The organism is Pseudomonas sp. BF-RE-21, assembly GCF_019947305.1.
GTDB lineage: Bacteria > Pseudomonadota > Gammaproteobacteria > Pseudomonadales > Pseudomonadaceae > Aquipseudomonas > Aquipseudomonas migulae.
In genome coordinates this window covers 1-24,243 of record NZ_JAGYGF010000062.1, presented here as the reverse complement: position 1 = coordinate 24,243, position 24,243 = coordinate 1, and the positions used below count along the sequence as shown (strand labels likewise).

The 24,243-nt window shown below is 60.6% G+C and carries 19 protein-coding genes; 14 read left to right on the top strand and 5 right to left on the bottom strand.

Features of this window, described 5'->3' with window-relative positions:
- The first annotated feature begins 116 nt into the window (after window positions 1–116).
- Both KGB25_RS26640 and KGB25_RS26635 read left to right on the top strand, forming a co-directional pair.
- Entirely contained in the window at window positions 117–1,022 is a 906-nt protein-coding gene (locus tag KGB25_RS26640) for a LysR family transcriptional regulator (RefSeq protein ID WP_202949144.1), read from the top strand.
- A gap of 197 nt (window positions 1,023–1,219) precedes the next feature.
- Window positions 1,220–1,396, top strand: a complete 177-nt coding sequence (locus KGB25_RS26635) for a hypothetical protein (RefSeq protein WP_008034333.1) — start codon at window positions 1,220–1,222, stop codon at window positions 1,394–1,396.
- Window positions 1,397–1,405: 9 nt separating this feature from the next.
- Here KGB25_RS26635 and KGB25_RS26630 read toward each other — a convergent pair whose 3' ends face one another.
- A complete protein-coding gene (locus tag KGB25_RS26630) occupies window positions 1,406–2,302 on the bottom strand; it encodes a helix-turn-helix domain-containing protein (protein ID WP_008034335.1) in 897 nt (298 codons plus the stop codon).
- Between the two features lie 188 nt (window positions 2,303–2,490).
- Here KGB25_RS26630 and pobA point away from each other — a divergent pair, with 188 nt between their 5' ends.
- On the top strand, window positions 2,491–3,675 hold the full coding sequence (gene pobA, locus KGB25_RS26625; protein ID WP_223437367.1) for a 4-hydroxybenzoate 3-monooxygenase: 1,185 nt from the start codon (window positions 2,491–2,493) through the stop codon (window positions 3,673–3,675).
- A 79-nt stretch (window positions 3,676–3,754) separates the two neighbouring features.
- Window positions 3,755–5,272, top strand: a complete 1,518-nt coding sequence (locus KGB25_RS26620) for an MDR family MFS transporter (RefSeq protein ID WP_008042013.1) — start codon at window positions 3,755–3,757, stop codon at window positions 5,270–5,272.
- A 107-nt stretch (window positions 5,273–5,379) separates the two neighbouring features.
- Here the strand turns inward: KGB25_RS26620 and KGB25_RS26615 are convergent, their stop codons facing one another.
- The 4 genes from KGB25_RS26615 to KGB25_RS26600 all read right to left on the bottom strand — a co-directional run bounded on the left by KGB25_RS26615 (window position 5,380) and on the right by KGB25_RS26600 (window position 9,272).
- The gene (locus KGB25_RS26615; RefSeq protein ID WP_223437359.1) at window positions 5,380–6,228 is read right to left on the bottom strand and encodes a cache domain-containing protein; all 849 of its coding nucleotides are present in this window, start codon (window positions 6,226–6,228) and stop codon (window positions 5,380–5,382) included.
- Between the two features lie 119 nt (window positions 6,229–6,347).
- On the bottom strand, window positions 6,348–7,223 hold the full coding sequence (locus KGB25_RS26610) for an ATPase (protein ID WP_008042021.1): 876 nt from the start codon (window positions 7,221–7,223) through the stop codon (window positions 6,348–6,350).
- A gap of 108 nt (window positions 7,224–7,331) precedes the next feature.
- Window positions 7,332–8,324 (bottom strand): NAD-dependent epimerase/dehydratase family protein, encoded by a 993-nt coding sequence (locus KGB25_RS26605; RefSeq protein ID WP_008034350.1) that lies wholly within the window; start codon window positions 8,322–8,324, stop codon window positions 7,332–7,334.
- A 54-nt stretch (window positions 8,325–8,378) separates the two neighbouring features.
- Entirely contained in the window at window positions 8,379–9,272 is an 894-nt protein-coding gene (locus tag KGB25_RS26600) for a LysR family transcriptional regulator ArgP (RefSeq protein WP_223437357.1), read from the bottom strand.
- A 96-nt stretch (window positions 9,273–9,368) separates the two neighbouring features.
- On the opposite strand from KGB25_RS26600, the gene KGB25_RS26595 reads away from it, so the two are divergent.
- The 10 genes from KGB25_RS26595 (at window position 9,369) to KGB25_RS26550 (ending at window position 24,205) form a co-directional block, all read left to right on the top strand.
- Complete coding sequence (locus KGB25_RS26595) at window positions 9,369–9,770, top strand: ACT domain-containing protein (protein WP_192228598.1); 402 nt, start codon at window positions 9,369–9,371, stop codon at window positions 9,768–9,770.
- Between the two features lie 5 nt (window positions 9,771–9,775).
- Window positions 9,776–10,378, top strand: coding sequence for a LysE/ArgO family amino acid transporter (locus KGB25_RS26590; RefSeq protein ID WP_008034357.1), 603 nt, complete (start codon window positions 9,776–9,778; stop codon window positions 10,376–10,378).
- A gap of 175 nt (window positions 10,379–10,553) precedes the next feature.
- Window positions 10,554–11,150, top strand: a complete 597-nt coding sequence (locus KGB25_RS26585; protein WP_223437355.1) for a superoxide dismutase — start codon at window positions 10,554–10,556, stop codon at window positions 11,148–11,150.
- Between the two features lie 1,100 nt (window positions 11,151–12,250).
- Window positions 12,251–14,302, top strand: a complete 2,052-nt coding sequence (locus KGB25_RS26580; RefSeq protein ID WP_008036514.1) for a putative bifunctional diguanylate cyclase/phosphodiesterase — start codon at window positions 12,251–12,253, stop codon at window positions 14,300–14,302.
- Window positions 14,303–14,541: 239 nt separating this feature from the next.
- Window positions 14,542–15,891: an imelysin family protein gene (locus KGB25_RS26575; protein WP_008032101.1), complete on the top strand. Its 1,350-nt coding sequence runs from the start codon at window positions 14,542–14,544 to the stop codon at window positions 15,889–15,891.
- Between the two features lie 281 nt (window positions 15,892–16,172).
- Window positions 16,173–17,600 carry a di-heme oxidoredictase family protein gene (locus tag KGB25_RS26570; RefSeq protein ID WP_223437353.1) on the top strand — a complete coding sequence of 476 codons (1,428 nt, stop codon included), beginning with the start codon at window positions 16,173–16,175 and terminating at the stop codon, window positions 17,598–17,600.
- 25 nt (window positions 17,601–17,625) lie between these two features.
- On the top strand, window positions 17,626–18,690 hold the full coding sequence (locus KGB25_RS26565; protein ID WP_223437351.1) for an imelysin family protein: 1,065 nt from the start codon (window positions 17,626–17,628) through the stop codon (window positions 18,688–18,690).
- 14 nt (window positions 18,691–18,704) lie between these two features.
- Window positions 18,705–19,802, top strand: a complete 1,098-nt coding sequence (locus tag KGB25_RS26560) for a DUF1513 domain-containing protein (RefSeq protein ID WP_223437349.1) — start codon at window positions 18,705–18,707, stop codon at window positions 19,800–19,802.
- A 204-nt stretch (window positions 19,803–20,006) separates the two neighbouring features.
- Window positions 20,007–21,155 (top strand): efflux RND transporter periplasmic adaptor subunit, encoded by a 1,149-nt coding sequence (locus KGB25_RS26555; protein ID WP_223437347.1) that lies wholly within the window; start codon window positions 20,007–20,009, stop codon window positions 21,153–21,155.
- Window positions 21,156–21,169: 14 nt separating this feature from the next.
- Window positions 21,170–24,205, top strand: coding sequence for a multidrug efflux RND transporter permease subunit (locus KGB25_RS26550; protein ID WP_223437344.1), 3,036 nt, complete (start codon window positions 21,170–21,172; stop codon window positions 24,203–24,205).
- The last annotated feature ends 38 nt before the right edge of the window (window positions 24,206–24,243 follow it).

The following is a 24,243-nucleotide window of genomic DNA, read 5'->3' as shown; positions in this document are numbered from 1 at the left end:
ATCAACGCCGCCCGCAGCAAGCCGGCTCCTACAGAATATGGACAGAGCTTAGTTGCCTTATTCGTTACAAAAAATGCGATGCTTAGACATAGTTTGTTTCTGAAAGCGGGCAAATCATGGATCGTCTACAAGCAATGCGCGTATTCGTCACGGTGGTCGACCTCGGCAGCCAGTCGGCCGCCGCCGATCACCTGGACCTGTCGCGGCCGGTGGTTTCGCGGTATCTGGCGGAACTGGAAGACTGGGTCGGCGCGCGCCTGATGCATCGCACCACACGCAAATTGAGCCTGACCGCCGCCGGCAGTGAAATCCTGCCGCGCTGTCGGCAGATGCTCGACCTGTCCACGGACATGCAGGCCGCCGTCAGCGAGCCGGACGATGCGCCGCGCGGCCTTCTGCGCATCAGCGTCAGCACCTCGTTCGGCCAGGCGCAATTGGCGGATGCGATGGCCGCCTACGTCAAACGTTACCCCGGCGTCAGCATCGACCTGCAGATGCTCGACCGCACGGTGAACCTGGTGGATGAGCGCATCGATCTGGCGATTCGCACCAGCAATGACCTGGACCCGAACCTCATTGCGCGGCGGCTGACGGTCTGCCGCTCGGTGATCTGCGCCGCCCCCGCTTACCTGCAGGAACACCCGACGCCAATGCGGGTGGAAGACCTGAGCCAGCACAACTGCCTGACCCACTCCTACTTCGGCAAAAGCCTGTGGCACTTCGAGCAGGACGGCGAACCGGTCTCGGTGCCGGTGCAGGGCAACATCAGCGCCAACGAAGCGAGCACCCTGCTGCGCGCAACAATCGCTGGCGCCGGGGTGGCGATGCTGCCGAGTTATCAGGCGGGTGTGCATATCCACAGCGGCGAACTGATCCGCCTGCTGCCCCAGGCCGAACCGCGCCAGATGAACATCTACGCGGTGTATGCCTCACGCAAGCACATGCCGGCGGCATTGCGCAGCGTGCTGGATTTTCTGGTGCTGCGGTTTCCGGAAGAACCGGAGTGGGATGCAGAGTTGTAAATACGCCCCCCCTGTAGGAGCCGGCTTGCCGGCGATGGTCGTTAACGATAACGCAGGCTTACCGGATGAACGCGGTGCCTTTTACGTTCATCGCCAGCAAGCTGGCTCCTACAGGGGGTAATGCATGACTGGCAACTCACTGCCGCTGACCTATGCTGAACTTAGTACCGAAGGGTATTCGTTCAGAGGTCAACGCCATGAACACGAAAACAAGAAGATACCTCGCCATTTTCATCACCTGCGCGGTGACGCTGGCGCTGTACGGCACCGCGGCGTGGCGCGTTGAGCAATTGCGAAACCTGCCCCGTGAGTACGCGAGCTGCAACTTCGAGCGCTGCATTCCCCACAACGCGACCCTCAACGCCCTCCGGTGATGAAGGGGATCAGGCCTCGTTGTCCTGATCGGCCTTCAAGCGGTCGCGAAACGCCTTGGGTGAGATCCCCACACGACGCCGGAACAGGCGCGTGAAGTTGGTCGGATCGGAAAACCCCAACACATCGGACATTTCATAAATGGTCATGCTGGTGTAGGTCAGCAAACGCTTGGCCTCCAGCAATTGCCGCTCGTGCATGATCTGCAACGCCGGTTGTCCCGCCAATTCACGGCACGTGCCGTTGAGGTGCGACACCGAGATCCCCAGCCGATGCGCCAGGTCTTCGACCTTGACGTGCTGGCGATACGTCTCTTCCACCAGTTGGATAAACCCGTTGAGGTATTCCCGCGCACGTTGCGGACGCTGACTGGCCGAGCGACGCTGCAACGCCTGCCGGCTGACCCACACCATGATCACGCTGACCAGCGAATGCATGAGCATTTCCCGGGCCGGTTGATGACCGGTGTATTCGGTTTGCAGCGCAGAAAACAGACTGTTGAGGTACTCGCTGTCGTTGCCGGCCGGATAACTTTCGGCCTGGGCCAGAGCATTCACCGAGTTGCCCAATTGTGCCTGAAGATGGGCGACCAGCGGCGCGGCGAGGGTCACGACAAAGCCTTCGACATCCTCGGAAAAACGATAACCGTGCACCGATAACGGCGGCAGAACCAGGATCGCCGGTTCGTCCAATTGCGTACGTTTGCCTTCGATTTCAAGCTCTGCCTGACCTTTGAACACGAAGAGTAATTGGCATAAATCGGCGTGGCGATGGGGTTTGATTTCCCACTGGTGTTCGCGGCTGCGTTTGGAAATGGTTTCACAGTGCAGCAAGTCCGGGGTCGGCCAGTCCAGGCTTTCACCGTAGAGCTTGAACACCGGTATCGAAGGCAGGGCAGGCTTGTTCATAACTTCAATCCAGGCCTCGGGAAGTGACGGGCGATAATCGCACCGATTGGCAGAAAGTACAGCTATCGGCTCAGTTTTCACCTTCAATTGACAGACCCGCAAGTGAAAAATGCAAGCACTCGATCCATAAAAATAATTCACCGACGCAGGTCGTGTGGAGCTTGCGAGTCATAAAAACAATGAAAACACTGAAAACCCAAGTCGCCATCATTGGCGCCGGCCCCTCCGGTTTGCTGCTCGGCCAATTGCTGCACAACGCCGGTATCGACACCCTCATTCTCGAACGCCAGACCCCGGACTATGTGCTCGGGCGAATCCGTGCCGGTGTCCTCGAACAAGGCATGGTAGAGCTGCTGCGTCAGGCCGGCGTTGGCCAGCGCATGGACGCCGAAGGACTGGTTCACGGCGGCTTCGAACTGGCCCTCGACGGGCGCCAGGTGCACATCGATCTGCACGCCCTGACCGGGGGCAAAACCGTGATGATCTACGGGCAAACCGAGGTCACTCGCGACCTTATGGCCGCTCGTCGGGAGGCCGGCGCGCAGACAATCTATGAAGCCGGCAACGTCGTGCCTCACGGCATGAAAACCGATGAAGCGTTCGTGACGTTCGAAAAGGACGGCGAAGCGTATCGGCTCGATTGCGACTACATCGCCGGTTGCGACGGTTTCCATGGTGTCGCGCGGCAATCGATTCCCGCCGATAACCTGAAGGTGTTCGAACGGGTTTATCCGTTCGGCTGGCTGGGGATTCTCGCCGACACGCCACCGGTTCACGATGAGTTGGTCTACGCCCGTCACGAACGCGGTTTTGCCCTGTGCAGCATGCGCTCGGCGACTCGCACCCGGTATTACCTTCAGGTCCCTGCCGACGAGGCTGTCGAGAATTGGTCCGATCAACGTTTCTGGGATGAGCTCAAATCCCGGCTGCCTGCTGCGCTGGCCGAGTCTTTGGTGACCGGGCCGTCCATCGAAAAAAGCATCGCGCCGTTGCGCAGTTTCGTGGTCGAACCGATGCAATACGGGCGGATGTTTCTGGTCGGCGACGCCGCGCACATCGTCCCGCCGACCGGCGCCAAAGGCCTGAACCTGGCGGCCAGCGACGTCAGTACGTTGTTCAATATCCTGCTGAAGGTTTACCGCGAAGGCCGTGTCGATTTGCTGGAGAAATACTCCGAGGTCTGCCTGCGCAGGGTCTGGAAAGCCGAACGATTTTCCTGGTGGATGACCTCGATGTTGCACCGCTTTGACGATCACGATGCGTTCAGCCAGCGCATCAGCGAGTCGGAGCTCGATTACTTCGTGGACTCCGAAGCGGGTCGAAAAACCATTGCAGAAAATTACGTCGGACTTCCGTATGAGGCTATCGAATAGCCTGCTACCGACTTACACTGGCGAGCATCCCCGCTCGCCCTTGCCTCCTGCGGGACCCTCACTGCCCGCAGGTTCTCCCGTGACCAATCTCAACCAGCCTGAAACGCCCAAACCGGCCATCCGGAGCGTGCTGATCGCCCTGATGCTGGCCATCTTTCTCGGGGCGCTGGATCAGACGATCGTCGCTGTATCGATGCCCGCCATCTCCGCGCAGTTCAAGGACGTCAGCCTGCTGGCCTGGGTGATTTCCGGCTACATGGTGGCGATGACCGTCGCCGTGCCGATCTACGGCAAACTTGGCGACCTGTACGGTCGGCGCAAGTTGATGCTGTTCGGCATGGGGCTGTTCACGATTGCTTCGTTCTTCTGCGGCATGGCCCAGAGCATGGAGCAACTGGTGCTGGCGCGGATTCTTCAGGGCATTGGCGCCGGCGGGATGATTTCGGTCAGCCAGGCGATCATCGGCGACATCGTGCCGCCTCGCGAACGCGGTCGTTATCAAGGATATTTCAGCAGCATGTACGCGGTGGCCAGCGTCGCCGGCCCGGTGCTCGGCGGTTACATGACCGAATACCTGTCCTGGCGCTGGGTGTTCCTGATCAACCTGCCGCTGGGCCTTGGCGCCTGGCTGGTCGCCCGTCACACCCTGGTCGGGCTCCCGGTGCCGCAGCGCAAACCGATCATCGACTACCTCGGCACCGTGTTGATGATCATCGGTTTGACCGCCTTGTTGCTCGGCATTACTCAGGTCGGCCAGGGGCATTCTTGGCGCAGCGCCGAGGTGCTGGGTTTGCTGGGTTGTGCGGTGGTGGTCCTGGCGTTGTTTGTCGGGCATGAGCGCCGCGCACGGGAGCCGTTGCTGCCGATGCACCTGTTCGCCAACCGCAACGCGATCCTGTGCTGGTGCACGATTTTCTTCACCAGTTTCCAGGCGATTTCGTTGATTGTGCTGATGCCGTTGCGCTTCCAGAGCGTGACCGGCGCCGGGGCCGACAGTGCCGCGCTGCACCTGTTGCCACTGGCCATGGGTTTGCCGATCGGCGCGTATTTCGCCGGGCGCCGAACCTCGGTGACCGGACGCTACAAACCGATGATCCTCGCGGGCGCCCTCCTCATGCCGATCTCGATCCTCGGGATGGCGTTCAGTCCGCCACAGGCGGTGGTACTCAGCAGTCTGTTCATGGTGCTCAGCGGGATCGCCTCCGGCATGCAGTTCCCGACGTCATTGGTCGGGACGCAGAACTCGGTAGAACAACGGGACATCGGCGTGGCGACCAGCACCACCAACCTGTTCCGCTCCCTGGGCGGCGCGGTGGGCGTGGCGTTGATGTCGGCGTTGTTGCTGGCATTGCTGCAAGACTCGAGTTTCGCCCATCTGGCCGGCTCGACGCTGATTGCCGAGGGCAGCTCCGGGAACGTTTTGCTGGATGGCCTGAACGCCGCGCCGGGGGATGCGCAGAACGCCTTGCGCGCCGAACTGCTGCTGACCTTCCGGCATTTGTTGATGGTCAGTGCGGCGGTGTCGTTGCTTGGGTTGGCGGCGGCGATTGCCATGCCGAACCGGGTGTTGCGTGGGCGGGAAGACAAGGCTCGGTAGTTGAACCGAGTCGCGGCCTTCGCGGGCAAGCCTCGCTCCTACAAGAGCCATGCAAACCTGTAGGAGCGAGGCTTGCCCGCGAAGACGTCATCCCATGTGATAGAGATTCAAGGGCTGTAATACCCCACAGCCACCAGAAAATGCCCGACCTTCTTCAGGTACGCATGCTTGTCCTCGACCTTGCCGGTCACCGGATTTTTCCACCGATACGCGTATTCGCCATAATCCTGCCCGGCCATCAACGCCAGGATCGGCTCGCCGACCGGCTTGCCTTCAGGGTCCTTGATCTTGCCGAAATCGGTGTTGATCAAGCGCAGATTGGTGCCATGGGCGACATAACGCTGGGTATCCAGGTTGACGACGAACACATACAAGTCATCCTGCAAATAACCGCCCTTGAGCGAGTTGATCGACGTGAGCGTGCCCTTCTCGTCCTTGGCCAGATCGGTCGCCGCTTTGTTCAGCAACGCCATCGCCTGCTCCGCCGACGCCCGTGGCAAGTAGTAACCCACCGCCAGAATCCGCTGGCCGACCCGTTGGTAGAACACATGCTTGCGTTCGACCTTGCCGTCGGACCAGTTCTGCCAGCGATACTCCGCTTGCTGAATGCCATTGCCCTCCGGCACTTTCAACGCGTCCTTGAAAGCCTTCTGCAAATCCGGCCCGAGCACATCCGATACATCACGCCCGATCAAGGCCGAAGAAGGCCCACCGCTGGCGAGCATCACGCCTTTGGTATCGAGCACGAACACGTAGCGGTCCTTGTCGACAAACTCGCCCTGACGACTGAAAGCCGCTAACGCCTTGTCGCCATTGTCGTGGTAATAGGCCAGGGCTTTTTCCAGCAAGGCGATGGCGGCCTGGCTGTCGTCCTTCTCGGTGCCGGCGGCTTGCGCCTGCCCCAGGCACAGCAACAGCATCCCGCCCAGCAGGGCCAACCTGTGCAAAAACCCCATTGCGCATCCCTCGTTCTCTTCGGTGTTTGAAGAGCGTAGACGGCAATGGGGCATGTATGGATATTCAGCGAACCGCAGTCTGCAAAATGGTATTGCAGCGCATTACCGCGCCTTCAGCCTCAAGGCCTGGCCCGTAACTGCTGCTGCAAATTCTGAATCTGCGCCTGAAGGGTGTTGATGTTGCGGGTGACCTGGCTACGGAAGGCGTCGAACTCGGCGGTACTGGATGGGCCTGACGCGGCGGCCGGGCGGTTGTCCTGTTCGCTTTTGAGCACGATCAGGTCTTGTTCCAGACGTTCGATGGCGGCGCTCGGGTTGCCTTGTTTTTTCAGCGCAGTGATGTCGGCGCCGAGGCTTTTTAGCTGGGCTTCGAATTTTTCAGTATCCGCCGGGGCGCTTTTCAGGGCGGCCAGTTCGCTGCTCAGGGCTTTGACCTGGGCCTGCAATTGCGTGTTGGCGGTCTGGTGCTCGGTGTTCTGGGCAGTGGCTTGCGCCAGGCGCTTGTCCAGATCGGCGGTTTGCGCAGTCATTTGCGCCAGACGCTTGTCCAGGTCCGACGTCTGGCCGGCAACGCCCTGCTGCTGTTTGCTCTGGTCCTGGAGTTTGCTTTCCAGCTGCCTGATTTGCAGTTTCAGCGCTTCGCTGTCGCTGGTGACGTTGGTCTGACTGGCGACCACCTTGCCGGAAATGTCCTGCAAGCGCCCCGCTGCATCCTCACTGATACGCGCGAAACTTTCCTGGGTCGCCACCAGTTGCTGTTCCATCAGCGAGATCTGCTGAAAGCTCCACCACGCAAGGCCGGCGAACGCAAAGAACAAGGCGCCGACCAGCGCCCACAACGGGCCGGTGCTGGCCGCCCTGACCTTGACCACCGGCGGCGTGCGCGAATGCACGGCGGTGCGGGCGGTGGGCACAAAATCATCATCGTCGAGGCTGTCGGCACGCAGGCTCGGTACATCGTCGAAGTCGTCGTTGGCATCGTTACGCATGGACATTGAGTCAACCTTTGTGGAACGCGGTGATGGCTTGATGGGGCGAAGTATAAACCCGTCAGCCGCATCGATTGACCCTGAACCCCACTCTGCGTTCAGTAACGGGATTTGTCAGTGAATGTCCTGAGCCTTCCACCAGCCGCAGAATTCATCGAGCGCAGTCCAGAGACTGACCTTCGGGTCGTAGTCCAGATAATGCCGCGCGCGGCTGATGTCCAGGGTGAAATTTTTGTTCATCACTTGCATGCCCAGGCGCGACAGGGTCGGCTCGGGGCGCCCCGGCCACAGCTTGCACGCGCCCTCGTTGAGCGCCGCCACGGCGTAGGCCAAGCCGTAGGAACGGTAGCGGGTCACCTGTGGGACGTCCATTTTGCGCATGACGTAATTGACCACGTCCCACAACGGAATCGGCGTGCCGTTGCTGATGTTGTAGGCCTTGCCCAACGCCGAACCGCTGGCCAGCAAGCTGCTGAGCAACGCTTCGTTGAGGTTTTGCACGCTGGTGAAATCGACCTTGTTCAAACCGTTTCCGATGATTGCCAGGCGACCTTTGCGTTGCATGTTCAGCAGTCGCGGGAAGATGCTCATGTCACCGGCACCGGTCACGAAACGCGGGCGCAGGGCCAGGGTTTCGAGGCCGAACTCCTGGGCGCCGAAGACCTTTTGCTCGGCCAGGAATTTGGTCGCGGCGTAGGGATGCTTGAAGCGCTTGGGCACCTGTTCTTCGGTCAATCCGAGGTGATCGCGGCCGTCGAAGTAGATCGACGGCGAGGACAAATGCACCAGTCGCCGCACACGTTGCTTCAAGCAGGCTTCGACCACGTTTTCGGTGACCTGCACGTTGCCTTGATGAAAGTCCTGATAACGTCCCCACACGCCGACAGCACCGGCGCAATGCACCACGGCTTCGACATCGGAACACAGATCGCGCGCCAGTTGCGGGTCACTCAAGTCGCCCGCAATGAACTCGGCGCCACGGCGCACCAGATGTTCGACGCTTTCGGCCCGGCGACCGTTGACCCGCACGTCCAGGCCCTGCTCCAGGGCGAAACGCGCAAAGCGCCCGCCGATGAAGCCGCTTGCGCCGGTGACCAGAATCTTCATGTAGTGCTCCGAATATTTCGTTTTGCGTAGTGCGTGAGGTCTTGACGCTGCCGGTCAGGTCAACGGCACCAGCCATTGCTTCGACGAGCGCACCAATTGATCGGTCAGCAACCCCAGCAACTGACCGCCATTGCGCCAATGATGCCAGTACAGCGGCACATCGATGGGCTTATCTGGCAAAAGCTCCACCAGAACGCCGCGCTCAAGTTGCTCGCGCACCTGCAATTCCGGCACCAGTCCCCAGCCGAGACCGGCTTCCGTCAGGCGAATGAAGCCTTCGGATGACGGGCATAAATGGTGTTCGAAACCGCCGTCTACGCCGAGGGACGCGAGGTAGCGATGCTGTAGGAAATCGTCCGGCCCAAACACCAGCGCCGGCGTTTTCGACAACTGATCAGCGCGCACGCCATGTGGAAAATGCCGGGCGATGAACGCCGGACTGGCCAGCGCGCGATAACGCATGGCGCCCAACAGGACGCTGCGCGCACCCGCCACCGGACGTTCGCTGGCACAGACACACGCCGCCACTTCGCCTGCACGCATGCGTTTGAGGCCGACGGTCTGGTCTTCGACCACCAGGTCGAGCAGCAAATGTTGCTCGGCACAAAAGTCACCGACCGCCTCGGCCCACCAGGTGGCAAGGCTGTCAGCGTTCAGTGCGATGCGCAGACGTTCCGGCAGGCCTTCTTCATCCAGCGCCGGCACCAGCGTTTGCAAGTCCCGCTCCAGCAAGCGCACCTGCTGCACATGGTTGAGCAAACGCCGGCCGATTTCCGTCGGCACCGGTCGCGCCATCCGCACCAGCACCGGCTGGCCGACCCGCGCTTCCAGCAGTTTGATGCGCTGGGAGATCGCCGATTGCGACAAGCCGAGCACCTTTGCGGCACGTTCAAAACCGGCCTGCTCGATCACGGCGGCCAACGCAGAAAGCAATTTATAGTCGAACATCAGTTTTCCTAATGAGCGATCAGCATGATTGATTTTTCTTATACAGGTTAGCAGCAGAGAATGCGCGGCAAGAACTCTTGAACAAGGATTACCGACATGGCTGGCGAAACTTCACTGGCAACACTGCTACGCAGCATGAGCCCGCAACTCAACGCTGGCGAATACGTGTTCTGCACCCTGCGGGACGGTCAATTGCCATCGAACCTTGAGATTGTCGGCAGCTTTCGCGAGCAGGAAGGTCTGACGGTGATTCTGGAACGTTCCCACGCAGAACGGGCCGGTTTCAGCTTCGACTACGTCGCAGCCTGGATCACCCTCAACGTGCATTCGGCCCTGGAAGCCGTCGGCCTGACCGCCGCGTTCGCCACCGCGTTGGGCCAGGCCGGGATCAGTTGCAACGTGATCGCCGGTTACTACCACGACCATTTATTCGTCGGCCAGGCCGATGCCGAACGCGCCCTGCAAGTGTTGCGGGATCTGGCAGCCAACGCGGAGTAAAACTTATGTGGCAAAGCTATGTGAACGGCCTGTTGGTGGCCGCGGGGCTGATCATGGCGATCGGCACTCAGAATGCGTTTGTGCTGGCCCAGAGCCTGCGACGTGAACACCACCTGCCGGTGGCAGCGCTCTGCGTGACCTGCGACGCGTTGCTGGTAGCGGCCGGTGTATTCGGTCTGGCGACCGTGCTGGCGCAAAACCCGACATTGCTGGCTATCGCTCGCTGGGGCGGCGCGGCGTTTCTGCTGTGGTACGGCAGCCTTGCGCTGCGCCGGGCCTGCTCGAAGCAAAGCCTGCAACAGGGTGAAAACCAGACGGTCCGCTCACTGCGCGCGGTGATGCTCAGCGCCCTGGCGGTGACCTTGCTCAACCCGCATGTTTATCTGGATACCGTTTTACTGATTGGCTCTCTCGGTGCGCAACAAACCGAGCCCGGGGCTTATGTTGTCGGCGCGGCCAGCGCTTCGCTGCTTTGGTTTTTCACGTTGGCGCTGGGTGCCGCATGGTTGGCGCCATGGCTGGCTCGGCCAAGCACATGGCGGATCCTTGATTTGTTGGTGGCCGTCATGATGTTCGCTGTTGCCGGCCAACTGATCATCGCTACCTGATATTCCAAATGGCTCTGGAACCTCTATTCCACACAGTTGTTGCGTGGTTATGCCGCACCCCCGGTGCTATGATCCGGTTCGATGCGCCGCAAAGAGTACAAACTCCCCGGCGCTTGTCTGGCCGCCCGTGATCGGCCTTGCGCTCACCGCAACTGACCTGATTAGGAGAATCATCATGGCTTTCGAATTGCCGCCGCTGCCTTACGCACACGATGCCCTGCAGCCGCACATTTCCAAGGAAACCTTGGAGTACCACCACGACAAGCACCACAACACCTACGTCGTGAACCTGAACAACCTGGTGCCAGGCACCGAGTTCGAAGGCAAGACCCTGGAAGAGATCGTCAAGTCTTCCTCGGGCGGTATCTTCAACAACGCCGCTCAAGTCTGGAACCACACTTTCTACTGGAACTGCCTGGCGCCAAACGCCGGCGGTCAACCAACCGGCGCACTGGCTGAAGCCATCAAGGCTTCCTTCGGTTCGTTCGACAAGTTCAAGGAAGAATTCAGCAAGACTTCCATCGGCACCTTCGGTTCCGGTTGGGGCTGGCTGGTGAAAAAGGCTGACGGTTCCCTGGCCCTGGCCAGCACCATCGGCGCCGGCAACCCGCTGACCAACGGCGACACCCCGCTGCTGACCTGCGACGTCTGGGAACACGCTTACTACATCGACTACCGCAACGTTCGTCCGAAATACGTCGAAGCGTTCTGGAACCTGGTCAACTGGAAATTCGTGGCTGAGCAGTTCGAAGGCAAAACCTTCACCGCTTAAGCTCGACGCCAGTCAAAAAACCCGGCTTTTGCCGGGTTTTTTTATGGGTCTGGAAACGTACAAACCCAGGTGTTCCCGTAGAACGGGTCGGCTGTCAGGCCGTCATCGCCGGCAAGCCGGCTCCTACAGGGGGTGGGTACAGCCGCGAAAGCAGGTTGGCTGTCAGGCCGTCATCGCCGGCAAGCCGGCTCCTACAAGGTTCGGGGACAGTCGTGGAAGCAGGTTGGCTGTCAGGCCGTCATCGCCGGCAAGCCGGCTCCTACAGGGGGTGGGTACATCCGTGAAAACAGGTTGGCTGTCAGGCCGTCATCGCCGGCAAGCCGGCTCCTACAGGGGGTGGGTACATCCGTGAAAACAGGTTGGCTGTCAGGCCGCCATCGCCGGCAAGCCGGCTCCTACACAAGCAGACTCGCGCCCACCACCCGCTTCTCACCACTCATCAGGCCGAGCGTTAGCTCGCCTTCAGCTTTTGATCTGAGCGCCCCTTCGGGAGGCCGAGTGGAGGTTCTGCGCAGTGGGCAACCCGGCATGGATGCCGGGTTAGCCGCCCCCGGCCATGGATGGCCGATGGCGGCGGGCCCACGGAGCAGGACCGGAGCGAGGGAACGCCGAGCCTAAGCGAGGGGCCGGACGCCGGGGCAAGACTTTTTGGTTCCTTTTGTGGCGTTTGACAAAAGGGACTCGCCGTAAGGGCGAAACCATAAGTGGCCGTTACCGCAGCAATGGATATGTACACCCGAAAGAAAATGGTCCGCCATGAGGCCGCCATCGTCGGAACGCCGCCCGCAGCAAGCCGGCTCCTACAGGAGATCGCGGTGTTGCAGATGGGTGATTTCAGACAATGAAACAAGCGTTAAGCCCCTTGCCCCAGCGCCACAGACGTCTACCATCAACCAAATGGAAAATAAGTCCAAATCCCCCTCAAGTTGAAGGACTCGACTACCGACACAGTACTAATAGGGCAAATACTCCAGGCAACAGCATTTCGGCCAACCCACAGGCAAATTCCCCTGTGTTTGATTGTCCCTTTGACTGCCATCACCGGATTGCCAATACTCATGGCAACTTGATGCTACCTGCACGGAACAAGGAATGACTCTTTGAAGCTGGAACTCAAGAACAGCTTGTCGGTGAAGTTGCTCCGGGTCGTGCTCCTGTCGGCATTGATCGTCGGCGTGGTCTTGAGCTGCGCGCAGATCGTTTTCGATGCCTATAAAACACGCCAGGCCGTGGCAGGCGATGCCCAGCGCATCCTCGACATGTTCCGCGACCCCTCGACCCAGGCCGTCTACAGCCTGGACCGGGAGATGGGTATGCAAGTGATTGAAGGCCTGTTTCAGGACGACGCCGTCCGCCAGGCCTCCATCGGCCACCCCAATGAAGCCATGCTGGCGCAAAAATCCCGCGAGTTGCAGCAATCCAACAGCCGCTGGCTGACCGACCTGATCCTCGGCAAGGAACGCACCTTCACCACTCAACTGGTGGGTCGCGGCCCGTACAGCGAGTACTACGGCGACCTGAGCATCACCCTCGACACCGCCACCTACGGACAAGGGTTCATCGTCAGCTCGGTGATCATCTTCATTTCCGGGGTATTGCGTGCCCTCGCCATGGGGCTGGTGCTGTATCTGGTCTACCACTGGCTGCTGACCAAACCGCTGTCGCGGATCATCGAGCACCTGACCGAAATCAACCCGGACCGCCCCAGCGAGCACAAGATTCCACAGCTCAGAGGCCACGAGAAAAACGAACTCGGCATCTGGATCAACACCGCCAACCAGTTGCTCGAGTCCATCGAGCGCAACACCCACCTGCGCCACGAAGCGGAAAACAGCCTGCTGCGCATGGCCCAGTACGACTTCCTCACCGGCCTGCCGAACCGCCAGCAATTGCAACAGCAACTGGACAAGATCCTCGTCGACGCCGGCAAACTGCAACGCCGGGTCGCGGTGTTGTGTGTCGGCCTCGATGATTTCAAGGGCATCAACGAACAGTTCAGCTATCAGACCGGCGACCAACTGCTGCTGGCGCTGGCTGATCGCCTGCGGGGCCACAGCGGTCGCCTTGGCGCCCTCGCCCGACTGGGCGGCGATCAGTTCGCCCTGGTTCAGGCCGATATCGAACAACCCTACGAAGCCGCCGAACTGGCGCAAAGCATTCTCGATGACCTGGAAGCGGCATTCGCCCTCGATCATCAAGAGATTCGCCTGCGCGCCACCATCGGCATCACTTTGTTCCCCGAGGATGGCGACAGCACCGAGAAGCTGCTGCAAAAAGCCGAGCAGACCATGACCCTGGCCAAGACTCGCTCGCGCAACCGCTACCAGTTCTATATCGCCAGTGTCGACACCGAGATGCGTCGCCGTCGCGAACTGGAAAAGGACCTGCGCGACGCGTTGATCCGCGACCAGTTCTACCTCGTCTACCAACCGCAGATCAGCTACCGCGATCACCGGGTGGTGGGCGTCGAAGCATTGATTCGCTGGCAACATCCCGAACACGGGCTGGTGCCGCCGGACCTGTTCATCCCGCTGGCCGAGCAGAACGGCACCATCATTGCCATTGGCGAATGGGTGCTGGATCAGGCCTGTAAACAATTGCGCGACTGGCATGACCAGGGCTTCACCGACCTGCGCATGGCGGTGAACCTGTCCACGGTGCAATTGCACCACGCCGAGCTGCCGCGGGTGGTCAATAACCTGCTGCAAATGTACCGCCTGCCACCGCGCAGCCTGGAGCTGGAAGTCACCGAAACCGGCCTGATGGAAGACATCAGCACCGCCGCCCAGCACCTGCTGAGCCTTCGTCGCTCCGGTGCGTTGATCGCCATCGACGACTTCGGCACCGGTTACTCATCGCTGAGTTACCTGAAAAGCCTGCCGCTGGACAAGATCAAGATCGACAAGAGCTTCGTACAAGACCTGCTCGATGACGACGACGATGCAACCATCGTTCGGGCCATCATCCAGTTGGGCAAGAGCCTTGGCATGCAGGTCATTGCAGAGGGGGTGGAAACCATCGAGCAAGAGGCCTACATCATTTCCGAAGGCTGCCACGAAGGTCAGGGCTACTTTTACAGCAAGCCACTGCCGGCGCGAGAACTGGGCGCCTATCTCAAGCAGGCCCAGCGCAGCAACGCGGCTATTTTGTAAAAATCAAAAGAGATCGCCGCCTCGCTTCACTCGACAGCTCCTACATTGGACCTCGTGCGCCTGTAGGAGCTGTCGAGTGAAACGAGGCGGCGATCTTTTGATCTGCGACACAATCACTGTCTGAATAAGAAATATTTCCAAGAACAACTCTTTACACATAATGCGAAAGATTTGCATTATGTCGCAGTTTTGCGCGCTAGCTGCGCCATTCCACCCCCTCTCGAAGCAGGATGTTCGCCATGATTCGTATGCCTCTGGCTACCGCCAGTCTGTTGGCCATCGCTATTTCCCTCGCCGGTTGTGGCGAAGGCAAAGACAAAGCTGCCGCCCCAGCGCCTACGCCAGCCGCCACTACCACGGCCCCGGCCGCTGCGCCTGCGCCAGCTGCTGCCGGCAAAGTCGACGAAGCCGCTGCCAAAGCCGTTGTCGCGCATTACGCCGACATCGTCTTCGCCGTTTACAGCGATGCCGAATCCACCGCGAAAACCCTGCAAACCGCCGTCGACGCCTTCCTCGCGAAGCCGAACGCCGACACCCTGAAAGCCGCCAAGGCTGCCTGGATCGCTGCTCGCGTTCCTTACCTGCAGAGCGAAGTGTTCCGCTTCGGCAACACCATCATCGACGACTGGGAAGGTCAGGTGAACGCCTGGCCACTGGACGAAGGCCTGATCGACTACGTCGACAAATCCTACGAGCACGCACTGGGTAACCCGGGCGCGACCGCCAACATCATCGCCAACACTCAAGTTCAGGTCGGCGAAGACAAGATCGACGTGAAAGACATCACCCCGGAAAAACTCGCCAGCCTGAACGAGCTGGGTGGTTCCGAGGCCAACGTCGCGACCGGCTACCACGCCATCGAATTCCTGCTCTGGGGCCAGGACCTGAACGGCACCGGCCCTGGCGCCGGCAACCGTCCAGCCTCCGACTACCTGGAAGGCAAAGGCGCCACCGGCGGTCACAACGATCGTCGTCGCGCTTACCTGAAGTCCGTGACCCAACTGCTGGTCAGCGACCTGGAAGAAATGGTCGGTAACTGGAAGCCGAACGTGGCCGACAACTACCGCGCCACCCTGGAAGCGGAACCTGTGGATTCCGGCCTGCGCAAAATGCTGTTCGGCATGGGCAGCCTGTCCCTGGGCGAACTGGCGGGCGAGCGCATGAAGGTTTCCCTGGAAGCCAACTCCCCTGAAGACGAACACGACTGCTTCAGCGACAACACCCACAACTCGCAGTTCTACGATGCCAAAGGCATTCGTAACGTGTACCTGGGCGAATACACCCGTGTCGACGGCACCAAAATGACCGGCGCCAGCCTGTCCTCTCTGGTGGCCAAGGCGGACCCGGCGGCCGACACCGCGCTGAAAGCCGACCTGGCTGCGACCGAAGCCAAGATGCAGGTCATTGTCGATCACGCCAACAAGGGTGAGCACTACGACCAGTTGATCGCTGCCGGCAACACCGCTGGCAACCAGATCGTTCGTGACGCCATCGCTTCGCTGGTCAAGCAGACCGGTTCGATCGAAGCTGCCGCTGGCAAGCTGGGCATCAGCGACCTGAACCCGGACAACGCTGATCACGAATTCTGATCAACGCTGGCTGAATAAAAAAGGCGACCTTCGGGTCGCCTTTTTCATGCCTGCCCAACACCGCCCCTTGTAGGAGCGAGGCTTGCCCGCGAAGACGGCGTCACATTCAACGACAGTGGCGACTGGTACACCGCTTTCGCGAGCAAGCTTCGCTCCTACAGGGGATCGTGGTTTGCAGGAAAACCCTGCCCCACATCAACCAAACGATAATTCCTCTTATTCAATCTCCCCTGCCCTGTTAGACTTTGCGCCCTTGTTTTGCTCGTCTTGCAGGATGTCTGATGCCCTCGCTGCCTCTTCGCTTGTCCGCACTGTTTCTGGCCCTGGGCCTGAGTGCCTGCGATGACGCCCCGCGTTTTACCCAGGCCGAACCCGGTGAAGCCAGGTCCGGTGGCAGCGCGACCGTGCGCAAGACCGATCAGAACGCCTTTTCCCTGCCCTCCGCCAACCTGCCGCCGTCACGGCGCGTGGACTTCAGCGTCGGCAACAGCTTCTTCCGCAACCCCTGGGTGATCGCCCCGTCGACCACCACGGCCCGCGACGGCCTCGGCCCACTGTTCAACACCAACGCTTGCCAGGGCTGCCATATCAAGGACGGTCGCGGTCACCCGCCTGCACCTGATGCATTGAATGCCGTTTCGATGCTGGTGCGCCTGTCGATACCCGATTCACCGACCTACGCCAAAATCATCGAGCAGCAAGGTGTCGTGCCCGAGCCGGTCTACGGCGGCCAGTTCCAGGACATGTCGGTGCCCGGCGTGGTTCCGGAAGGCAAGGTTCGGGTTGATTACACGCCGGTGCCGGTGCGTTTCAAGGACGGCACCGAAGTCGAGTTGCGCAAGCCGACATTGCAGATCACCCAACTCGGCTACGGCCCGATGCACCCGGACACGCGTTTCTCCGCGCGCGTCGCCCCGCCAATGATTGGCCTTGGGCTGCTCGAGGCGATCCCGGAAGAAGCGATCCTCGCCAATGCCGCCGCGCAGGCCAAAGAGAAAAACGGCATCAATGGCCGACCGAACCAGGTCTGGGATGACGCACAACAGAAAACCGTCCTCGGCCGATTTGGATGGAAGGCCGGGCAACCGAACCTCAATCAACAGAATGTTCACGCGTTTTCTGGTGATATGGGCCTCACGACCAGCCTGAGGCCCTTTGATGACTGCACCGAGGCGCAAACCGCCTGCAAACAGGCGCCGAACGGCAACGGCCCGGACGGCGAACCGGAAGTCAGCGATAACATTCTGCGTCTGGTGCTGTTCTACAGCCGTAACCTTGCCGTACCGGCTCGCCGCGATGTCGGCACACCGCAAGTGCTGGCCGGCAAGACCCTGTTTTTCCAGGCTGGCTGCCAGTCCTGCCACACACCGAAATACACCACCGCCGCCAACGCGGCAGAACCTGAACTGGCCAATCAAGTGATTCGCCCTTACAGCGATCTGCTGCTGCACGACATGGGCGACGGCCTGGCCGACAACCGCAGCGAATTCCAGGCCAGTGGCCGCGACTGGCGCACGCCGCCGTTGTGGGGCATCGGCCTGACGCAGGCAGTCAGTGGCCACACCCAGTTCTTGCATGACGGCCGCGCCCGCAATCTGCTCGAAGCCGTGCTCTGGCATGGCGGCGAAGCAAAAGCGGCCCAGCAACAGGTTTTGTCTTTCAATGCCGAGCAGCGCGCGGCGTTGCTGGCGTTTTTGAATTCCCTTTAAACGTATTCCTTAGCGGGAGCCCTAAATGTTCCGTCCCAAGTTGTTGTTCACCAGCCTTGCCGCACTCGCCCTCGGCGCCTGCTCACCGCAGGATCCGCAGGCTGTCACGTCGGCGGCCATCGCCAAGTCGGTGATCCTGCCGACCTACACGCGCTGGGTTGAAGCCGACCGCCAGTTGGCCGTCAGCGCGCTGGCCTATTGCGAAGGCAAGGAAAACCTCGACACCGCACGTGCCGATTTCCTGCATGCGCAGAAAGCCTGGGCCGAGCTGCAACCGTTGCTGATCGGGCCGCTGGCCGAAGGCAATCGCGCCTGGCAGGTGCAATTCTGGCCGGACAAGAAAAACCTGGTGGGCCGTCAGGTCGAGCAACTGGTGACCGCGCAACCGCAGATCGATGCCACCGCCCTGGCCAAATCCAGCGTTGTGGTGCAAGGCCTCTCGGCCTACGAATACATCCTGTTCGACAGCAAACCTGACGTGGCCAACGAGGCGCAAAAAACCAAGTATTGCCCTCTGCTGAAAGCCATTGGCGAGCGTCAGAAACAGCTGGCCGAAGAGATTCTGCAAACCTGGAACAACACCGACGGCATGCTCGCGCAGTTGAGCAAATTCCCGAACCAGCGCTACGCCGACTCCCACGAAGCGATTGCCGATCTGCTGCGTGTACAGGTCACCGCTCTCGACAGCCTGAAGAAAAAACTCGGCACGCCGATGGGCCGCCAGACCAAGGGTGTGCCGCAACCATTCCAGGCTGACCAGTGGCGCAGCCAGTCTTCCCTGACGAGTATGGAAGCGAGCCTCGCCGCCGCAAAAACCGTGTGGGAAGGCGTCGACAACAAAGGCCTGCGCGGCTTGCTGCCAAGCGAGCAGAAACCCTTGGCCGACAAGATCGACGCCGCCTACGCCGCGTCCCTGAAACTGTTCGCCAGCAACCAGCGTTCGCTGACTGAAATGCTCAACGACGACGCCGGTCGCCAGCAGCTCAACGACATCTACGACAGCCTCAACGTCGTCCACCGCCTGCACGAAGGCGAACTGGCCAAGGCGCTGGGCATCCAACTGGGCTTCAACGCCAACGACGGTGACTGATGAGGGCGAGTGCCATGCTGCGACGACAGGCTCTGACGTTAGGTAGTTTGCTGCTGGGAGCAGTGACACTGGGCGGCTGGACGCTGTTCAAGCAAAAGGACAAGAGCCCGCTGCTGCTCTCGGCGCGGGACGATGGCGACGGCAAGCACTACGCCGTCGGTTATCGGCTGGACGGTACGCGGGTGTTCGCCACCCAGGTCGGCCAGCGTTGCCACGACATCATCAACCACCCGACGCTGCCGATCGCGCTGTTCGTCGCCCGGCGTCCGGGCACCGAAAGTTACCTGATCGACCTGCGCGACGGCACGCTGCTGCAAACCGTGGTCTCGCAACCGAACCGGCACTTCTACGGTCACGCGGTGATTCACCAGAGCGGCGACTGGCTGTACGCCACCGAGAACGACACGTCCGATCCCGGTCGCGGCTTGCTCGGTGTGTACAAGTTCGAAGGCGAGCGCCTGGTACACAGCGGCGAGATTTCAACCCATGGCATCGGCCCGCATCAGGTGTCGTGGATGCCCGATGGCGAAACCCTGGTGGTGGCCAACGGTGGCATTCGCACCGAGGCTGAAAGCCGCGTCGAGATGAACCTCAACGCCATGGAACCAAGCCTGGTGCTGATGCAGCGCGACGGTACATTGCTGAGCAAGGAAACCCTCGCACAACAGATGAACAGCGTGCGGCACCTGGGGATTGCCAGCGATGGCACCATCGTCGCCGGTCAGCAATTCATGGGGCCGTCCCATGAGTCATCGGAGCTGTTGGCGATCAAGCGTCCGGGGCAACCGTTCGTGGCGTTCCCGGTGCCCGAGCATCAGTTGCAGGCCATGGGGCATTACACCGCCAGCGTCGCGGTGCACAGTGATTTGCGCCTGGTCGCGTTGACGGCGCCACGGGGCAATCGTTTTTTCATCTGGGACATGGACAGCGGTGAAGTGCGCCTGGATGCGCCGCTTCCCGATTGCGCCGGGGTGGGTGCGGTGTCCGACGGTTTTGTCGTGACCTCGGGTCAAGGCCGATGCCGGTACTACGATTGCCGCCAGACAAACCTTGTTGCAAAACCCCTCGAACTGCCTGCGGGGCTCTGGGATAACCACCTGCACCTCATCTGACTGCCCCGCTCTTGTAGGAGCAGAGCTTGCTCGCGAAGGCGGCGGCACATGCAAAATGGATGTGCCTGACACACCGCTTTCGCGAGCAAGCTCTGCTCCTACAGGTTTTGCGCCTGCCTGTGAAAAGTGGCAGTTGGAATACCCGGCACACTCGGAGTAATGTGCCCGACTGTCTCACCTGATTTTCTCCAAGGAAGTGGAAATATGCTGCGTCGCCGCATGCTGATCATGTTGGGTGTTGTTCTGCTGATCGTGCTGGTTCTGGCCGGTTACAAAGCCTTCTCCATCTACACGATGATTCAAGGCTTCGCTGTGCCGAAACCGCCGATCAGCGTCGCCGTGGCTACTGCTACCGAGCAACCGTGGCAGGAACGCCTGCCTACCGTCGGCACGCTCAAGGCGCTGCAAGGCGTGGACCTGAGCCTTGAAACCGACGGCACCGTCATCGATTTGCAGTTCGAGTCAGGGCAGAAGGTCAAGGTAGGTCAACCACTCCTGCGCCTCGACAGCGCCGTGGAAAGTGCCTTGCTGGAAACCGCCCAGGCCGACCTCGGGCTGGCCCAGCTCGATTACGGTCGCGGTAGCCAACTGGTGGGCAGCCAGGCCATTTCCAAAGGTGAATTCGACCGACTTTCGGCGGTGCTGAAAAAAAGCAAAGCCACGGTCAATCAACTCAAGGCTGCACTCGGCAAAAAAAGCATCGTCGCCCCCTTCAGCGGGACCATAGGCATTCGGCAGGTGGACGTTGGCGACTACCTTGCCAGCGGCACCATGATTGCCACCCTGCAAGACCTCAGCAGTCTCTACGTCGACTTTTTCGTGCCAGAACAGTCGGTGCCGAAGATCGCCATCGGCCAGCCGGTTGAAATCATCGTTGCGGCCTACCCGGCGCAGACCTTCCCCGGCACCATCAGCGCGATCAATCCGAAAATCGAGAACAGCACGCGCAACATGCAGGTCCGCGCGACCCTGGCCAACCCCGACGGCAAACTGTTACCGGGCATGTTCGCCAGCCTGCAGGTGATGCTGCCCGACCCACAGCCGCGCATCGTCGTACCGGAAAGCGCGATCACGTACACGCTGTACGGCAATTCGTTGTACGTGGCAACGCAGAAAAAAACCGAAGACGGCAGCGTCGAAAAAGACGACAAGGGCCAACCGATCCTGATCGCCGAACGCCGTTTCATCGAAACCGGCGAGCGACGCGATGGGCAGGTGATGATTACCAAAGGCGTGAAGAACGGCGAAAAAGTGGTCACCGCCGGCCAGATCAAACTGGACAACGGCGCGCACATCGCCATCAGCGACGACAAGACCCTGGCCGAGAAGAACAGTCAGCCACGCGCTGACTGATCAAGGAACCCCCAATGGCTTTTACCGACCCGTTCATCCGCCGCCCGGTGCTCGCCACCGTGGTCAGCCTGTTGATTGTGCTGCTGGGCTTTCAGGCCTGGAGCAAGCTGCCGCTACGCCAATACCCGCAAATGGAAAACGCCCTGATCACGGTGACCACCGCGTACCCCGGGGCGAACGCCGAAACCATTCAGGGCTACATCACCCAACCGATGCAACAGAGCCTGGCGAGCGCCGAGGGCATCGACTACATGACCTCGGTCAGTCGTCAGAACTTCTCGGTGATCTCGATCTACGCGCGCATCGGTTCCAACAGCGACCGCTTGTTCACCGAGCTGCTGGCCAAGGCCAACGAAGTGAAAAACCAGTTGCCTCAGGACGCCGAAGACCCGGTACTGAGCAAGGAAGCCGCCGATGCGTCGGCGCTGATGTACATCAGCTTCTTCAGCAAGGAAATGAGTAACCCGCAGATTACCGATTACCTGTCACGGGTCATCCAGCCAAAACTGGCGACCCTGCCGGGCATGGCCGAGGCCGAGATTCTCGGCAACCAGGTATTCGCCATGCGCCTGTGGCTGGACCCGGTGAAACTGGCGGGTTTCGGCCTCAGCGCCAGCGATGTGACCGATGCCGTGCGCAAGTACAACTTCCTCTCCGCCGCCGGCGAAGTGAAAGGCGAGTACGTGGTCACCAGCATCAACGCCAACACCGAGCTCAAATCCGCCGAAGCCTTCGCCGCGATTCCGCTCAAGGTCGACGGTGACAGCCGGGTGCTGCTCAGCGATGTCGCGCGGGTCGAGATGGGCGCGGAAAACTACGACACCATCAGCTCCTTCGGTGGCACGCCCTCGGTGTACATCGGCATCAAGGCAACGCCCGGCGCCAACCCGCTGGACGTGATCAAGGAAGTGCGCAAGATCATGCCGGACCTGGAAGCCCAGCTGCCGCCGAACCTCAAGGGTGAAATTGCCTACGACGCCACGCTGTTCATCCAGGCCTCGATCGACGAAGTGGTGAAAACCCTGTTCGAAGCGGTGTTGATCGTGATCGTCGTGGTGTTTCTGTTCCTCGGTGCGCTGCGTTCGGTGGTGATCCCGGTGGTGACCATTCCGTTGTCGATGATCGGCGTGATGTTCTTCATGCAGATGATGGGCTACTCGATCAACCTGCTGACCCTGCTGGCGATGGTATTGGCCATCGGCCTGGTGGTGGACGACGCCATCGTGGTGGTGGAAAACATCCACCGTCACATCGAAGAAGGCAAGACGCCGCTGGACGCCGCCATTGAAGGCGCCCGGGAAATCGCCATGCCGGTGGTCTCGATGACCATCACCCTGGCGGCGGTCTACGCCCCGATCGGCTTCCTGACCGGCCTCACCGGGGCGCTGTTCAAGGAGTTCGCCCTGACACTGGCCGGTGCGGTGGTGATCTCCGGCATCGTCGCCCTGACGTTGTCGCCGATGATGTGCGCCTTTCTGCTGCGCCACGACGAAAACCCCAGCGGCCTCGCTCACCGGCTGGACCTGATTTTCGAAGGTCTCAAGCGCCGCTACCAGCGCATGCTGCACGGCACGCTCAACACGCGGCCGGTGGTGCTGGTGTTCGCGGTGATCGTGCTGTGCCTGATTCCGGTGCTGCTCAACTTCACCAAATCGGAACTGGCACCGGACGAGGACCAGGGCGTCATTTTCATGCTGGCCAGCGCCCCGCAGCCGACCAACCTTGATTACCTGAACACCTACACCGATGAGTTCGTCAGCATCTTCAAGGCGTTTCCCGAGTACTACTCCTCGTTCCAGATCAACGGCTTCAACGGCGTGCAATCGGGGATTGGCGGTTTCCTGCTCAAACCGTGGAACGAGCGTGAGCGCACGCAAATGCAGATCCTGCCTGCGGTCCAGAGCAAACTGGAAAGCATTCCAGGGTTGCAGATTTTCGGCTTCAACCTGCCTTCCCTGCCCGGGACCGGCGAAGGGCTGCCGTTTCAATTCGTCGTCAATACCGCCAACAATTACGAGTCGTTGCTGCAAGTGATGGACCGGGTGAAAAAACGCGCGATGGAGTCCGGCAAGTTTGCCTTCGTCGACGTTGACCTGGCCTTTGACAAACCCGAAGTCGTGGTCGATATCGACCGGGCGAAGGCCGCGCAGATGGGCGTGTCCATGCAGGATCTGGGCGGCACGCTGGCGACGTTGCTGGGCGAGGCGGAGATCAACCGGTTCACCATTGAAGGTCGCAGCTACAAAGTCATCGCGCAGGTCGAACGGCCCTTCCGGGACAACCCCGACTGGCTGAACAACTATTACGTGAAGAACACCAAGGGCGAACTGCTGGCCCTGTCGACCCTGATTTCCGTGACCGACCGGGCACGCCCACGGCAACTGAATCAGTTCCAGCAGCTCAACTCGGCGATCCTGTCCGGGGTCCCGCTGGTGAGCATGGGTGAAGCCCTCGACGCGGTGCGTCAGATTGCCCGGGAAGAGGCACCCGCAGGTTTTGCCGTCGACTATGCCGGTGCATCGCGGCAGTACGTGCAGGAAGGCAGTGCGCTGTGGGTCACTTTTGCCTTGGCATTGGCGATCATTTTCCTGGTGCTGGCGGCGCAGTTCGAAAGCTTCCGCGACCCACTGGTGATTCTGGTGACCGTGCCGCTGTCGATCTGCGGTGCTCTGATTCCGCTGTTCCTCGGCTGGTCGAGCATGAACATCTACACCCAGGTCGGGCTGGTGACGTTGATCGGATTGATCAGCAAGCACGGGATCCTGATCGTCGAGTTCGCCAACCAGTTGCGCAAGGACAAGGGCCTGACGCCGCGCGAAGCGGTTGAGGAAGCAGCGGCCATTCGTCTGCGTCCGGTGCTGATGACCACCGCGGCGATGGTGTTTGGCATGGTGCCGTTGATCATTGCCACGGGCGCGGGCGCTGTCAGCCGGTTCGACATCGGCACAGTGATCGCCACGGGGATGTCGATCGGGACGCTGTTTACGCTGTTTGTGCTGCCGTGCGTGTACACGTTGCTGGCTAAACCCGATAAACCAGTGAACGCATAATCCTTGTAGGAGCCGGCTTGCCGGCGATGGTGTGTCAG

Bases quoted from the DNA above. Each gene is read 5' to 3' on its own strand.
- KGB25_RS26640 (WP_202949144.1), top strand. From the start codon at position 117: ATGGATCGTCTACAAGCAATGCGCGTATTCGTCACGGTGGTCGACCTC.
- KGB25_RS26635 (WP_008034333.1), top strand. From the start codon at position 1,220: ATGAACACGAAAACAAGAAGATACCTCGCCATTTTCATCACCTGCGCG.
- KGB25_RS26630 (WP_008034335.1), bottom strand. From the start codon at position 2,302: ATGAACAAGCCTGCCCTGCCTTCGATACCGGTGTTCAAGCTCTACGGT.
- KGB25_RS26615 (WP_223437359.1), bottom strand. From the start codon at position 6,228: ATGGGGTTTTTGCACAGGTTGGCCCTGCTGGGCGGGATGCTGTTGCTG.
- KGB25_RS26610 (WP_008042021.1), bottom strand. From the start codon at position 7,223: ATGTCCATGCGTAACGATGCCAACGACGACTTCGACGATGTACCGAGC.
- KGB25_RS26605 (WP_008034350.1), bottom strand. From the start codon at position 8,324: ATGAAGATTCTGGTCACCGGCGCAAGCGGCTTCATCGGCGGGCGCTTT.
- KGB25_RS26600 (WP_223437357.1), bottom strand. From the start codon at position 9,272: ATGTTCGACTATAAATTGCTTTCTGCGTTGGCCGCCGTGATCGAGCAG.
- KGB25_RS26595 (WP_192228598.1), top strand. From the start codon at position 9,369: ATGGCTGGCGAAACTTCACTGGCAACACTGCTACGCAGCATGAGCCCG.
- KGB25_RS26590 (WP_008034357.1), top strand. From the start codon at position 9,776: ATGTGGCAAAGCTATGTGAACGGCCTGTTGGTGGCCGCGGGGCTGATC.
- KGB25_RS26585 (WP_223437355.1), top strand. From the start codon at position 10,554: ATGGCTTTCGAATTGCCGCCGCTGCCTTACGCACACGATGCCCTGCAG.
- KGB25_RS26575 (WP_008032101.1), top strand. From the start codon at position 14,542: ATGATTCGTATGCCTCTGGCTACCGCCAGTCTGTTGGCCATCGCTATT.
- KGB25_RS26570 (WP_223437353.1), top strand. From the start codon at position 16,173: ATGCCCTCGCTGCCTCTTCGCTTGTCCGCACTGTTTCTGGCCCTGGGC.
- KGB25_RS26565 (WP_223437351.1), top strand. From the start codon at position 17,626: ATGTTCCGTCCCAAGTTGTTGTTCACCAGCCTTGCCGCACTCGCCCTC.
- KGB25_RS26560 (WP_223437349.1), top strand. From the start codon at position 18,705: ATGCTGCGACGACAGGCTCTGACGTTAGGTAGTTTGCTGCTGGGAGCA.
- KGB25_RS26555 (WP_223437347.1), top strand. From the start codon at position 20,007: ATGCTGCGTCGCCGCATGCTGATCATGTTGGGTGTTGTTCTGCTGATC.
- KGB25_RS26550 (WP_223437344.1), top strand. From the start codon at position 21,170: ATGGCTTTTACCGACCCGTTCATCCGCCGCCCGGTGCTCGCCACCGTG.